The following is a 13,120-nucleotide window of genomic DNA, read 5'->3' as shown; positions in this document are numbered from 1 at the left end:
ACAGCACAACACACCAACAGATATGTCAATTTCTTGTTCTTCATCACGCTCTACCGCAAAGTAAAAGAATAGTAAGCGCTATATCCGCCAAAATTACCAGCCTTATCAATCGCCCTTACCCGCCAGACCAGTGATTCACCGCTCTCCCCCGCATTAAAGCTGAGCTCTGTGCCGGTGAGAAGCTGTGGATAAGCCGTATTATAAACCGTTAACGAATCACTTTTATAAACATAGATCTGGTAACGTTCCGCATCTGCCGGCCCATTCCAAATCAGTTTGACCGGACTGGAAACAACCTGCTTATTGACAGGAGCACTCAGCGTTACTTTTTCCGGGCCTGTAGTATCGTAAATAAAATTCCTGACCGAACTCCATTTTGAGTTCTGGGTTGCGTTTTCAGCCCTGATGCGGTATTGGAATGTACCCTCAGTCACCAGTGACTGAAGAAAACTAAGGTTGTCTGTTGTTACATTCAGCAAAAGTTTGGTCTCGTCCAAGAAATTATTTTTGTCCACCTGAAGCCGGTATTGTGTTGCACCAAAAAGTTTAAGCCATTCATACTGCACTTCGGGATGGTTAGAATATAATCCATTAGTTGGTTTGCTGACCTGCAAAATCTGGTCAGTAAGACTTGACGGATATATGGTAAATGTTCTGGTAACAAAGGCACTTACACTACTGCCGTTCTCGGCCCTTACCCGCCATTCGTATTTACCCGGATCAAGGGTATACACAAATTTGTTACCGGTGATTAATGTATCAAGTACCAATTTTGATATGCTGTCAAACTTTGGGGTTACTACCTCCAAACGATAGAAAATAGCATCAGGCATGCCCTCCCACCAAAAAGTCTGTTGATAGCTGCTGGTTTCCAGCCCTTGCGAAGGCGCAAGGAGATCCAATTTACGGTCGGCAAGTGACGGTTCTATAAATTCACTGCAACCATATAATAACAGCACTAACAACCCAAAAAATAATTTTATACACTTCATCACAGGTTCGAACTTATAAGAAAATGTTGGAGATAAGCTGAAGCCCCTCTATGGACTCTTCAACCCATAATGCAAGGTAAAACACCACCGACCCCAATAAAGAATAGGTAGGCAGCTGCGGCATCTGTTTCTGCTTTCTGATCATTTTCTGATTCTTTTTGTCGAAAAATGCTTTGCGGTACGTATTTCCGATCAATAGCTTATGGCTTTCAGAATGATTGAGTATGACCATGTTACCCTCAATCGAGGTAATCTTGGTATCGTTGATAATAAAAGATTTATGGATTCTGCTGAAACTGGAACCGGAAAGACTGTCTTCCATTTCCTTCATCGAATTATGACATGCAAAACGCTTGTCATTTTCCATATGTAATACAACATAGTTCTGCAGCGCCTGTATATAGATCAATTGGTCACACCTGATCAACACTTCCTTGAAACCCTTCGAATCAGTCTTGATATAAAAAGAATCAAGCACATGCTGTTTTTTTGGAGCATGGATAGAATAGGCCAGCTGCGTAAGGTGATCAAATTTATTTATACTCTTTACAAACCGATTAAAGGAGACTGGGGTGATCAGGTAATCAAAAGCAAGATGCTCAAATGCTTCGAACGCCTGAAGCGTATCGCCAGAGACCAGAATGACCGAAGAAAACTGCTTTGCCCTATCCATCAATCTCCCAGCCGCTGCAATCATCGAAGCATCGATAAATATGATATCCGGGCTGATCGGATAGGTAAAATCAAAGTTCTCCGGTATTTGCAGGGAATACCCCTTAAGCTCAGTCAGGGGATGACTACTAATATGGTTACAAAGCGACTCAACAGTAGCCAGTTCACCTATTATGTAACAGTTAATCATAATGGATTTAATTGAAAAAAAGATATTAGACGACTAAAAAGAAAAAAGGGAAATATCTCTTTTCAAATATTCAAAAAGACATTGGCGGCGATTGCTTGTTTTTAACATGAGAGCGTAAATAAGTAGTTATAAAGTGTTTGGTTTATCACCTATCTGTAGGCAGAACAAAGATTAAAAATTCTAAAACCATATTTTTGATTTTTATACGAACCTCCCTAATTTTTATGCGAATGGCCAAACACTCCAAATTATCATAGATCCGAATCGCTATCTTTGGCTGGATATAATTCCTGTGTTTTTAACCCTCCCCCTAATAACCACTATTTTGATATTTGAAAGTCTTTTCCTGTATAATAATTGATGATGACCCCCAAGCAGTAGAACTTCTTGCGGAATGTATCCAATTATCCCCTCATTTAACCTTGATCAAGTCTTATACCGATCCAATTATTGCTCAGCGTGAGATTGCACAGTTTGGGAAACCCATCGATATCCTTTTCACAGATGTAGAAATGCCAGGCCTCTCAGGCCTTGAACTTGCAGAAACAATCAATCAGAAAGTAAATTGCCTCGTTCTGGTCAGCAGCCATCTTCAATATGCACTGGAAGGTTACAATGTGAATGCCCAACAGTTCCTAAGTAAACCTTTTGACTACAAAAAATTCGAAAAAATCATGGGGAACCTGATGAAAAGACTCAAGGTCCAGGATGATTTTATCATGATCAGATTAGGCGGAAAGAACAACGCGCTGAAGCTTTATCTCAAAGAAATCATTGCCATAGAGAGTGCTTCCAATTACCTCAAGGTCCACACCCTGGAAAAAACATATATTCCATATGGAACTTTGAATGCGATGGAAGAGGAGCTAAAATCCTTTGCAGATTTCAGGCGCATAAGCAGATCCTTTATTATCAACACCCGATTTATCAAGAACATCAACCGTTATAAAATCCTTATGGAAAAAGACCTACATGCCACGGTCGGTAACTCCTATCAAAAAGGATTTGATGTATATTTCGACGAACTAACGAAAAAGAAAAAAAATAACCGCTGAAAGAAATCTCATTTTAACCCATAATAATTATTTTTGGGTTAGGCGCTAATTGTTTATCTTCTCCGCAAGTTTGTCAATCTGTTGCTGTAAAGATCGGTTTACTTTTTTCTGTTCCATCAATTGGCTATCTTTTTCTATTAAATATAAAGTCAGTTCCTCCACTTTCTTTAGTAGCTTAATATTCAAATCACCAAGGTTAAGCCCTTCTTTTTCCATCTGTACAGCAGACGGGATTTCTGGCAGGTGGTGGTTTTTGGCAATATAATCTTTAATTTCTGCTAAGGTAATCAACTTATAATCGTCATTGAACACATAATCCGGACCAGGTACTTGTAAATCTACCTTCACTTCCTGTGTATGGATTAAGCCCTTGACAGTTAATTTAGCATCTGGCAGACTTGTGCCAATACCAACATTACCACTAGTTACCGCGAATATAGCCCCTTTGGTGGAATTGAATCCATGAGTTAAAGTTAAAACATTTACATCTGTTGAACCTGCCTCCGCATTTATGGTCGGACTTGCAACAAAATTTGGCATATTCATTCCTTGTCCAAATATATATATTGCCCCAGGCACGGTCGCTGAACTAACATGAATATCAAGATAAGAGTTTGCAAGGCCGTCACTACTGATTCTTACCTGGTCCACGCATCCATTATTATAGCTAGAATAGCGTGTTTGCTGTATCGAACCGCTAACTCCCCATCCTCCAATACTATATTGAAATTCTACATCAGTAACCCTATTATCATAACTTCCCGCTATTTGTATAGTTCCCCCCTGCAGGCCACCAAACGTGGTTATCCTGTACCAACCTATGCCTGTTGGTGTAAAGTTTACTGATACATCAGCAAATCTATTATAAGTTTTTGTTTTGAAATTAGCTGCATAAGAATAGCAGCTTAGTAATGTAACTACAAGTGTAAACAGTGTTTTTTTCATAATGGAAATTATATATAAGGTAAAACTCAGTTATTTCGAAATAAAAACTAACCGAACGTAATCGGCATACTTACATGTTCGTGACCTGCCCGGCAGAAATCGAACCGACCTGCAGTACCACCTCCAATAAACGGCATAAAAAACATTGAAAGGCCTGGACTAACCCCGACCCCAATCAGCATGGAAAGTAAACGTTTTCTAGCATCTTTATCCCGATAACTGATTTACCTTTTATACATAGGTACAAACCGAGTTTTTTTTTATGAAATCTTTTTGACGAACAGTACTTTTTTTAACATGAGCGCGCGTTTTAGAGTGACGAAATTTTGCAGAGAATCGTTTTGAACTGAAATTACAGCATAAAATTCACAGGAAAAAGCATATTAAGAATCTATGAGCACCAATTATTCCAAACTACGCGCTCGTTTTGACTTTGCAAAAGACACATTGGATATTGGCAATCCAATTTCTTGGAAGCGTGCGCATTTCCTAAAGCCTTTTTTCAAAAGGGTTTTCGTGGTTTATGAAGATCGGCTGAAAGAATTTTACTCCAAACTGTACACTAGACTTTTTGCCACCTTGTCTTGAAGGCATCGTATAGCAAAACAAAAATGTTTTCACACCATATCAACGATAATCCGTGCATTGCATACCTAAATTCTCAATGAATGCTCTTTCTAAAGAACTGTTTTAAACAATAGTTCGGCATAGGGCTGATTTAAACTAAAAGCATCTGCACTATTGCGTGGTTATGGCAAGAAAGTTTTTTTGCACCCTATAGTAGATTGCCATGCCCCCCACAAAAAAAGCCGAGCATTTCCGCTCGACTTTGTAAAATATATAACAGTATGTAAATTGATTGTCTTAAAAGATGAGTGTAGCTCATTAAAATTATCTAACCGCCTTTCCTCGCATGTAATCTGGTTGTTTGTAATAAGGTGTAATACTAGTTACCTCATTATAGTAATAATTAATATAGAACCCATTTAAATCAAAATATTCTTTTATATCCTTTCCTCACACGCACCACACATGATGAAAAATGTTAATAAGCTTACCAGTTGGCAATCAAAATCTTGTATATCATTGGAGCCAAAGTTCAACAGTAGTTTATTTGAGCTTCAAACTGATTTACTGTATAAGACTCTCGCTTAGCCCTGACTACTTCATTTCAGCACCATACTCTTCCGCATTAAAGTTTTTTGGCCAAATTGTACGATTATCAAATGTTGCTTTTTCAAATATTGCTTTTTCAATCCCAATACAATTTAGATTTGCACCACGAAGGTTTGCATTCTTAAAATTTGCACCTTCAATGTCTGAGCCTTCAAGATTTGTGTTGAGAAGATTCGCGTTTTCAAATAACGTTGAAATAACTGAGCATTTGACAAAATTCGTGTTTGATAAGTCTACCTCTCTTAAATCCGCAACAATTAGATTCGTAGATTCAAAAGTACATCCTCTCATCTTTGCTTTAAATAAAAAAGCACCTCGAAGATTACAATTTTTAAAAACTGTATCTGACAAATCAAAATTTTCTAGTTGAGCACGGTGTAAGTTCAAGTTTTCAAGTAAAACGCCTTTTAAACTACTATAGGGTACTTCAATGTGCTGATCTGTTTCACAAAATATTTTCATCTCTATAATTTAATGCCTATCCCAATCCCCTGGGCTGACTTTTGTTTGTTGAATCGGAACAACTCTAGATGCTTGACTTGGTGATATTGCTCCAGGGACTATCGCTCGTTCTACTCCAAACAGCCTGCCTGCAACATATCTGTGATTTCCTTCTACTATTACTCCACTGGCTACTTTAATAGCAGGAGAGATTGAACCAGCCTCTAACATTTTGACATATCTTTGAACTATTGGTAATGAAACTTCACCTTGTAGTGTTTTCATCGTTGAACCTTGCAAAGCCTTAACAATACTGGCTTCTGTAACTTGTATTCCTCTCTTGGCAGCCCATCCACTTGATGATGGCATTCCAGGCATACCTGATCTGGAAGAAACCATGACTGTTACCACATAATTTAAATAGGCAAGCAACACTTCTCCTTTTGTTTTCGGTAAATTTTTAAAATCTCCTGAATCCCCTCTTGTACCGAATTTAGCCGAAGCCCCCACACCTTGCCAATATCCAGAAGCAGACGAATCCCACCAGCTCTTCCCATACCCTTTTCCCTGAATTGCTGCTGTACCCTTTTCTCTCGCTATGGTAGCATTTACAATAGCTAGTTCTTTTTTAAATCTTGCCTCACGTTCGGCTGGAGTTTCAGGTCTTACCGTACTCCATCCAAATGTTAAAGACATTGCATCAAGCGTCTGTTGATGTCTTCCATTCCTATCGGCTGCACGTTGCGCCGTATTTGCATCTGACATGGCTTGCCACATGCGTTCATCGTTATAATGGATGCGTATCCGAAGGTACGAATCGCCAGACCGAACTACTCTATACCATTCCCCACCACGATATTTATCATCTTCAGGATCCATCCCTGTTGGATCGGTAAAGGTCAAAGGGTTATTAAACACGTAATTATAGGGCGATAAATCATAAAACTTCTCTGCCATGGGATCTGTCGCACTCCAGCGCCCAATAGTCGGATCATAAAACCTGTGGGTAATCCTGTAACTATAGCAGTGCTACCCGCTGGCAGAGTTAAAAAAGGACAAGAAGATGGTAGATCATAATCATCATAATAGTTTACGCCATACACTTCGCTTCCATTACCCACTGGAAAAGCGGCATTGGTATAACCATAAGCACCATTTAAGTTCTTGGTTTCCCAATTGATAGTGCTATTGTTAAGCTGTGTTTGCAATTCATTTGCGGAAGCATTGCTTATATATTTCCCACTTAGCACAATGCGCCCATTTACATCATATTTTGTATAATTCCATTCATGACCGTTACGCTGCATCGAGTCTTGTGAAAGCACTGGTTGATCTAAAATATTATAAACAGTATGGATCCATCCGGTACCAGGGATTTTCTTTGCAACTTGTCTATTCCTTTCATCATACTTATATGCATATACGTACCGATTAAAAGTGGTATCACCAACTGCAATCTGGCTAGCCGAAAAACCTGGTGCAAGTACATAAAGCAACTTATCTGGGTCAACACTATCATATACATAGTAAGTAGTAGCTGCATCGGTTTCAGTAAAATATTGTCGTTGGACTAACATTCTTCCCATTCCATCGGTAAAACTCTCATTAGTACCTGCTTTTCCAGCAGTCCAGTTACTCTCCTCGAAAAAGAATATGAGCCACTGATCTAAAATAGCTGTGGCTAGTAAATCATCAGCTAAAGTAAATATATGGCCTAATGTGAAATTATCATCAATTGTTTCTCCATGAAAGACAGGTGCGAAACTGATGTGGTTATTAATATTAAAAGCTTTTAACGCATCGGTTAAATAATAATATTGCTGGCTCCCAAAACAATATTAGATCCTTACTCGTAGATTCAAATTTCAAAATGGACCTTCGCTACGGTAAGTTATTAACGTGTAATCCCTGTTCTATCCATTTCAGGTTTCGCTAATTTAAACCTGCGTTTTCGAACGCATTTAGAAGGCATAACTATGCAAAATTTTGAGAATGGCACAAATGGTGTCGAAGAAACGGTTGTAGCTAACAATTTAGTTCCCAAATTAGGTCAACCTGTAGGTAATCTTTCAGTTCCATATGACGAAAGGGAAGATTATAGATGCCTTGATGCAACTGGTAGGGATAGGTTTAATATTCTTTCACAGTTTTACTCAGATGACGATTGTTTTCATGCCCTTGGTAAGATCACAAGTTACGGAATAAACACTTTTAATTCTGTCAAGAGCAAAATAAGCTTTATTGCAAGTAATGGTCATGATAATGAATATTACTCATCTATAATTAACTTCGTTCAAATCGATACGCTCTACAAAACGGCGTCGATAAACCGCTTTATTGGAGACCTCCGTAAATCTTTAAACTTTCCACCCTATCTAACTAACATCGATAAAAGTTGTGCTAGGGATTTTCTTATGTTATTTATGGCAGAAGTAACATTATCTGATTGGGATGATGTAAAGACAAAAAAACCATTCCCAATTGGCTATACACCAACTTTTTATTTAAACTGTCAAAGATAATATTAAAGCTAGTTCAACCTTACAGATATTATGGATAGTTTAAAATACGATGAGATGTTAACTTTGCTAGCTAATACAAATCGGAATGTAATGGAGATTCATAGGGTTTTGTTTAACAATAGGGCCACTTCTTCAATAAACGGAAACATAACAGCAATCGAAAGCAAGAAAGCTGAGATTATTCTATCTTCCGCTAGACGTACTAAGCATAAGTAGTTATTCGGATCAACTTTAACAAAAAAAAGCACCTGACAGCTAATCAGGTGCTTTTTTAATGCATTAACTTACGGACTTTTCACGGACTTTTCTGTATATTTATATCATTATGCTAGAAAACAAAACCCCTTTAAACGACAAAAAGGCCACCTTACAGGTAGCCTTTAATGTGGTGGAGAATATCGGATTCGAACCGATCACCTCTTCACTGCCAGCGAAGCGCTCTAGCCAAATGAGCTAATCCCCCAATTTTAAATATTCAATAACCAAAAATTAAATAATCATTCGGTAATTGAAACAAGCTTCCTGCCTGAGCAGCAAAAATAGCAAATACTTTCTCGAATGCAAATCATAATTCATTTTTTTAGTAATCTTTAGGTTTAAAAGCCAACATGGCCATTAAACAGATTACAGCAAAAACCGATTGCATAGGATAATTGATGAACAGAAAAAGTACAAATGTGGCAATAAGTAACAGCACAAAAAACATAATCGCCTTAAAAACAGTATCCATATAACACATGGCTATAATAGCCAAAAGATAAAAAGGAATAATAACGGCAGCTATAAACATCACCGAAAATAAATTCCTAATATTAACCGAACATTAATTATCCTTTAGGTTTAATTCCTTAAAGTTTTGAATTAAATATATTCGTTAACCTCTTTTTTGTTTAATAATTCCTGATAGGCATCTACAAACTGTGCAACGTTATAACCATCCATCAAGGCATGGTTTACATGTATAGAAACCGACATTATTTTTCTTCCGTTTTCATCCCTAACCTTACCAAAGGATATTTTAGGACAGCTATCCTGATAAGCAAAATTGCGGGCATGCGATAAGGAAGTAAAATTTAACCAGGGCAAAGCCGAATAGTGAATTACATTTTCGCCTGATGAGGAAGGGATTAAACCTGTGCCGGTCTGTACCTTTTCGATCTCTTTGTTGGCTGCTGTTCTAAAATCTTCAAAATCCTTGTAGAAATCCATGTAGCCAAATCCAAATGTACCATTTGGTCTGTTGATGGTAGCCGCGGCATTTACACTATTGTATTTCCAAACTTCGCCATCAATAATGCGGTAACAAAAAGGTTCTATCCGATTTGCAGCAACCAGCGATTTGTGCAGATAAAGCAGAAAAAAAGAAACGTTATTTTCTTTTGCTTCTTCGTAGGTAGCAGTACAGTCTACCTCTACGGTTACGCCAAAGAAAGGTTCATCAAAGGCGCTAAAAAATTTAAAATGATCTTTTCTGATCCAGGTGTTTATATCTATTTTTTCTTTCATTCAATTAATTTTGGTAAAATCTCAGATAGGCTTTCCATCTGATAAAAATTTTCATGTTCAATGGTGTGATCGATATGCTCATGCACCCATGTGGTATGGAATGGGATGTGAACTGCATGTCCGCCAATATTTAGCACCGGTAAAACATCCGATTTTAAGGAGTTGCCCAGCATTAAAAATGCTTCAGGTTTACAATCCAGGTGTTTGATCAGTTTTTGATAATCTTTTTCCTGTTTATCGCTCATGATTTCGATATGGTGAAAATAGTGATCAAGTCCTGATTTGGTGAGCTTACGCTGTTGATCGAGCAGGTCGCCTTTCGTGGCAACCACTAATCTGTATTTTCCGTGCAGGGCTTTAAGTACATCTTCTACCCCATCAAGCAGTTCGACTGGTTTATTGAGCATTTCCTGTCCAAGTGCTATCGCTTTACTAATCACTATAGGATCTATTTTTCCATCAGTTATCCTCAAAACTGTTTCGATCATGCTCAAAACAAAACCCTTGATCCCGTAGCCGTAAAGTGGTAAATTGGCAATCTCCGTTTTGTAAAGTTCGGTAAGGACGCTATGATGGGGCATAAAATCTTCTAAAAGACCTGCAAACTGTTCTTCCGTTTCGCGGAAATAAGGTTCGTTTACCCAAAGGGTATCATCAGCATCAAAAGCAATTACTGTAATTTGATTTTTCATTGTTATGCTTACTTTTAATGCGACAAAAGTAACGCAACTAAGACTGCTAAAAAAGGACATTTGTCTTGACTGAAAAATATGCTACGAACCAATCTTACTTTCTTATCCTTTATCGAACGTTTTTGTACCGAAAGTGAAGAGAGAACCATTACACTTAAAAACTTTAAAGCGGGTTATAGATTTATTGAACAGGGAGAAAAAATAAACAACATTTACATCATTAAGGATGGGATTAGCAAATGTTTTATTTCTGAGGAAAACGGCAAGGATTTTATTATCGAATTTTTAGGTAAGGGCGAGGTGGTTGGCGAATTAGAAGCTTTAAAAAAGATGGATTGTTTGTGTAACGTAGCAGCAATAAGTGATGTTACAGCCTACGTTATCCCTAATCACCTATTCCTTTCCCTGATTAATAAAAGTAGCGAATTTACTACAATCTTACTCCAGGAATTGTCTACCAGAATTATACAAACCAGTACACGGGCATCCTTCCAACAGCTATATACCTTAGAATATGCACTTTTAAAATTGCTTAAACTACAGGCGGATGAGCATATCTCCATCTCTAAAGAAGACATGGCTGCCTACCTGGGCATCTCCGTAAGAAGCTTTAACAGAAGCTTAAAGCAGGTGATAGATAAAGGTGGTTTTGATACGCCCGAATTTAAAAACATCCTACAGCTAAGCAACATGAAAAAGCTGCTCGAAAGATTAAAATAATCAACGTATTTATGGTATAATTATTGCTCAGAAGATAATTTTAAAACTAGCTGTAACGTTTCGGTAATCCGACCCGTTTATATAGTAAAAAATTAAGCGCTGTTTTTGCGCATATGACGACACACAAATAACCATATATACAAATGAAAAACTGCAACTACCAATTCACCTTAAGATTTCCAAGTTAATCGATATTGAGGAGTGGTATCTATTTAGAATGGATCGCTCTGCAATGTAATGATATCCTTAATTATCATTTAATAAAGCCTATGGCAATTGCCCATTCGCGATAATTGATTTCAGCTAATCTTAACAAAACATGAGTGCTTATATAAACATTTACACCAATTCATTAACAGACGATCTTATCCCAACAATTTTAAAACGTTTAAATGAACATGAAAATGTTCTGGATATTAACTCCTCTTTTTCATTTAGAAACCCGAATGGAAACTTGCCAATCGTTTTTAAATGGGACAAACCCAGTTTGGAAATATTTAACGAAAATAACCTAAAACTAAATTTTAGCGTATCCCTTAAATCATTCGACCTTAAGGAGTACAAGAAAAAGCTTTTTAAAGACAAAATCATCAAACAGAGTTTTGTACAAAAGATACTGGGGTTATTTAAAAAGAAAAAAAGAAAGGCTGCAAAACCTGTAAAACTGAGCGCAGAGGTTGAAGCTCAGCTTCAAAATTATAATAAAGTATTTTCTTTAAAATATCATTCGGGCGATGTTTTCGAAAATCACTTTGCAACCTTAATCGGTGCAATTATTACCGAGCTAACTAATGGCGTTTGTCATTTTACCCAAGAAAACATCTGGTATGATGCTAAAAACGTATTAAGAGAATCGTTGGTTAACTTATACACACTTGAAGAACTGCCAAACCACATCAACAAGAATGCAGTAGCAGTTGCGAGCTAAAAACCAATTAAGCCAATATCAATACCTGTTAAGCAATTAGGATTGTTGATATTGGCTTTTTTTATGGTGATTATTCTTAATGGCCTTAGTTCAATTTCTGAATCAATATTCTTCCCTAAAGGAGATAAGCCCTTATCCTTAAAGCTACAGGATAAGTGACGATATCTACATCACTCCCTTTTTTTAATCTCCATATTAGATTTCTTCTCCACTCCCGTTAAACCATGAAACATTTAAGCGTAAAACTTGTTAGTGTAAACTAATAAGAAGAAAATATGTCTGATATTTTAACTATAAATGGAAGTGCCAGGTTAAACGGAAATACACAACAGTTTATAAACAAACTCACCCAGGAATGGATTTACAACACCTTTTATTATGACAGCTAATTATTTGGCGATGGATTTTAAGGGTCATGTTTATTTCAATTCGGACCTAACAATTACCAATGAAGAACTTGCCGAAATCAGGAAATCTTTTTTTAGTTTTATATCAGTTTAGGTACCTTTTATTTAACACTTATCATAATTTATATATCCCAAAATTCTATTTAAAGCAAAAGCATGAATGTAGAAGAAGTTTTTAAGAACAACGAAAAATGGATTGCCGAGAAACTGACCATTAATCCTGATTATTTTACTGAATTATCTAAAGGTCAGAGCCCTGAGTTTTTGTACATCGGCTGTTCAGATAGTCGGGTTACAGCAGAAGATTTAATGGGTATACAACCAGGCCAGGCTTTTGTACACCGAAATGTAGCCAACCTGGTAAACAACGTAGATTTAAACGTGATGACGGTTTTAAATTACGCGGTACGCCATTTAAAAGTTAACCATATTGTGGTTTGCGGCCATTACAATTGTGGAGGCGTTAAAGCAGCCATGCAGCCTGCAGATTTAGGCATATTAAACCCTTGGTTAAGAAATATCCGTGATGTATATCGCATCCATAAAGACGAACTGAATGCCATTGAAGACGAAAGTCTTCGTTATAACAGATTGGTAGAACTCAACGTTCAGGAGCAATGCGTTAACCTGTTAAAAACCGCAGCAGTACAGGAGGCCATTGCCGAACGGGGATTAACCGTTCACGGTTGGGTATTTGATATCCACACTGGTCGTTTAATTGACCTGAAGATCGATTTCGAAAAGATTCTGAAAGATATTAAGGAGATTTATAACCTCTATTAGTCCATAGTCATAAGTCCGAAGTCTTAAGTCCTAACGACATAAAAATCCCCGCAAGTTTAAAACTTACGGGGTTTTATTATCTTCGGATTAC

General features: G+C 37.3%; 14 protein-coding genes and 1 tRNA gene. 5 read left to right on the top strand and 10 right to left on the bottom strand.

All coding sequences use genetic code 11. The annotated features are described in order from the left end of the window. Positions 1 to 50 precede the first annotated feature (50 nt). The gene (locus AC07VK_RS23655) at positions 51 to 992 is read right to left on the bottom strand and encodes a fibronectin type III domain-containing protein (RefSeq protein ID WP_492963551.1); all 942 of its coding nucleotides are present in this window, start codon (positions 990 to 992) and stop codon (positions 51 to 53) included. A gap of 13 nt (positions 993 to 1,005) precedes the next feature. Next, positions 1,006 to 1,854: a LytR/AlgR family response regulator transcription factor gene (locus AC07VK_RS23650; RefSeq protein ID WP_492963549.1), complete on the bottom strand. Its 849-nt coding sequence runs from the start codon at positions 1,852 to 1,854 to the stop codon at positions 1,006 to 1,008. Between the two features lie 332 nt (positions 1,855 to 2,186). Between AC07VK_RS23650 and AC07VK_RS23645 the strand changes: the two genes are divergently transcribed. Then, entirely contained in the window at positions 2,187 to 2,909 is a 723-nt protein-coding gene (locus AC07VK_RS23645) for a LytR/AlgR family response regulator transcription factor (RefSeq protein ID WP_492963547.1), read from the top strand. A 45-nt stretch (positions 2,910 to 2,954) separates the two neighbouring features. On the opposite strand, the gene AC07VK_RS23640 is transcribed toward AC07VK_RS23645, so the two are convergent. From AC07VK_RS23640 to AC07VK_RS23625, 4 genes are all read right to left on the bottom strand, one after another. Further along, positions 2,955 to 3,854 (bottom strand): hypothetical protein, encoded by a 900-nt coding sequence (locus AC07VK_RS23640; protein ID WP_492963546.1) that lies wholly within the window; start codon positions 3,852 to 3,854, stop codon positions 2,955 to 2,957. Between the two features lie 1,161 nt (positions 3,855 to 5,015). After that, complete coding sequence (locus tag AC07VK_RS23635) at positions 5,016 to 5,492, bottom strand: pentapeptide repeat-containing protein (protein WP_492963544.1); 477 nt, start codon at positions 5,490 to 5,492, stop codon at positions 5,016 to 5,018. 9 nt (positions 5,493 to 5,501) lie between these two features. Further along, positions 5,502 to 6,428, bottom strand: a complete 927-nt coding sequence (locus AC07VK_RS23630) for a hypothetical protein (RefSeq protein WP_492963542.1) — start codon at positions 6,426 to 6,428, stop codon at positions 5,502 to 5,504. Next, complete coding sequence (locus AC07VK_RS23625; RefSeq protein WP_492963540.1) at positions 6,371 to 7,057, bottom strand: hypothetical protein; 687 nt, start codon at positions 7,055 to 7,057, stop codon at positions 6,371 to 6,373. The genes AC07VK_RS23630 and AC07VK_RS23625 overlap by 58 nt, the downstream gene beginning before the upstream one ends. A 390-nt stretch (positions 7,058 to 7,447) precedes the next feature. On the opposite strand from AC07VK_RS23625, the gene AC07VK_RS23620 reads away from it, so the two are divergent. Beyond that, positions 7,448 to 7,993: a hypothetical protein gene (locus tag AC07VK_RS23620; protein ID WP_492963538.1), complete on the top strand. Its 546-nt coding sequence runs from the start codon at positions 7,448 to 7,450 to the stop codon at positions 7,991 to 7,993. 386 nt (positions 7,994 to 8,379) lie between these two features. Here AC07VK_RS23620 and AC07VK_RS23615 read toward each other — a convergent pair. From AC07VK_RS23615 to AC07VK_RS23600, 4 genes are all read right to left on the bottom strand, one after another. Further along, a tRNA-Ala gene (locus AC07VK_RS23615) sits at positions 8,380 to 8,456 on the bottom strand. Positions 8,457 to 8,573: 117 nt separating this feature from the next. Beyond that, a complete protein-coding gene (locus AC07VK_RS23610) occupies positions 8,574 to 8,783 on the bottom strand; it encodes a hypothetical protein (protein ID WP_492963537.1) in 210 nt (69 codons plus the stop codon). Between the two features lie 71 nt (positions 8,784 to 8,854). After that, positions 8,855 to 9,499 (bottom strand): CatA-like O-acetyltransferase, encoded by a 645-nt coding sequence (locus tag AC07VK_RS23605; protein ID WP_492963535.1) that lies wholly within the window; start codon positions 9,497 to 9,499, stop codon positions 8,855 to 8,857. Continuing rightward, positions 9,496 to 10,191 carry an HAD family hydrolase gene (locus tag AC07VK_RS23600; protein ID WP_492963534.1) on the bottom strand — a complete coding sequence of 232 codons (696 nt, stop codon included), beginning with the start codon at positions 10,189 to 10,191 and terminating at the stop codon, positions 9,496 to 9,498. Before AC07VK_RS23600 ends, AC07VK_RS23605 begins: the two co-directional genes overlap by 4 nt. Positions 10,192 to 10,269: 78 nt before the next feature. Here AC07VK_RS23600 and AC07VK_RS23595 point away from each other — a divergent pair, with 78 nt between their 5' ends. The 3 genes from AC07VK_RS23595 to AC07VK_RS23585 all read left to right on the top strand — a co-directional run bounded on the left by AC07VK_RS23595 (position 10,270) and on the right by AC07VK_RS23585 (position 13,029). Beyond that, positions 10,270 to 10,911 carry a Crp/Fnr family transcriptional regulator gene (locus AC07VK_RS23595; protein WP_492963532.1) on the top strand — a complete coding sequence of 214 codons (642 nt, stop codon included), beginning with the start codon at positions 10,270 to 10,272 and terminating at the stop codon, positions 10,909 to 10,911. A gap of 319 nt (positions 10,912 to 11,230) precedes the next feature. Then, entirely contained in the window at positions 11,231 to 11,839 is a 609-nt protein-coding gene (locus tag AC07VK_RS23590; RefSeq protein WP_492963530.1) for a hypothetical protein, read from the top strand. Between the two features lie 563 nt (positions 11,840 to 12,402). Next, a complete protein-coding gene (locus tag AC07VK_RS23585; protein WP_492963528.1) occupies positions 12,403 to 13,029 on the top strand; it encodes a carbonic anhydrase in 627 nt (208 codons plus the stop codon). The last annotated feature ends 91 nt before the right edge of the window (positions 13,030 to 13,120 follow it).

The sequence above is a fragment of the Pedobacter sp. GW821-FHT01D05 genome (genome assembly GCF_059422505.1).
Note: the sequence above shows the minus strand (reverse complement) of the source record. Positions and strands in the feature narration are given on the sequence as shown.

What these genes read in the sequence shown, in the direction of transcription:
- AC07VK_RS23655 (WP_492963551.1), bottom strand. Translation starts at nt 992, where the DNA reads ATGAAGTGTATAAAATTATTTTTTGGGTTGTTAGTGCTGTTATTATAT.
- AC07VK_RS23650 (WP_492963549.1), bottom strand. Translation starts at nt 1,854, where the DNA reads ATGATTAACTGTTACATAATAGGTGAACTGGCTACTGTTGAGTCGCTT.
- AC07VK_RS23640 (WP_492963546.1), bottom strand. Translation starts at nt 3,854, where the DNA reads ATGAAAAAAACACTGTTTACACTTGTAGTTACATTACTAAGCTGCTAT.
- AC07VK_RS23635 (WP_492963544.1), bottom strand. Translation starts at nt 5,492, where the DNA reads ATGAAAATATTTTGTGAAACAGATCAGCACATTGAAGTACCCTATAGT.
- AC07VK_RS23630 (WP_492963542.1), bottom strand. Translation starts at nt 6,428, where the DNA reads ATGGCAGAGAAGTTTTATGATTTATCGCCCTATAATTACGTGTTTAAT.
- AC07VK_RS23625 (WP_492963540.1), bottom strand. Translation starts at nt 7,057, where the DNA reads ATGGGAAGAATGTTAGTCCAACGACAATATTTTACTGAAACCGATGCA.
- AC07VK_RS23620 (WP_492963538.1), top strand. Translation starts at nt 7,448, where the DNA reads ATGCAAAATTTTGAGAATGGCACAAATGGTGTCGAAGAAACGGTTGTA.
- AC07VK_RS23610 (WP_492963537.1), bottom strand. Translation starts at nt 8,783, where the DNA reads ATGTTTATAGCTGCCGTTATTATTCCTTTTTATCTTTTGGCTATTATA.
- AC07VK_RS23605 (WP_492963535.1), bottom strand. Translation starts at nt 9,499, where the DNA reads ATGAAAGAAAAAATAGATATAAACACCTGGATCAGAAAAGATCATTTT.
- AC07VK_RS23600 (WP_492963534.1), bottom strand. Translation starts at nt 10,191, where the DNA reads ATGAAAAATCAAATTACAGTAATTGCTTTTGATGCTGATGATACCCTT.
- AC07VK_RS23595 (WP_492963532.1), top strand. Translation starts at nt 10,270, where the DNA reads ATGCTACGAACCAATCTTACTTTCTTATCCTTTATCGAACGTTTTTGT.
- AC07VK_RS23590 (WP_492963530.1), top strand. Translation starts at nt 11,231, where the DNA reads ATGAGTGCTTATATAAACATTTACACCAATTCATTAACAGACGATCTT.
- AC07VK_RS23585 (WP_492963528.1), top strand. Translation starts at nt 12,403, where the DNA reads ATGAATGTAGAAGAAGTTTTTAAGAACAACGAAAAATGGATTGCCGAG.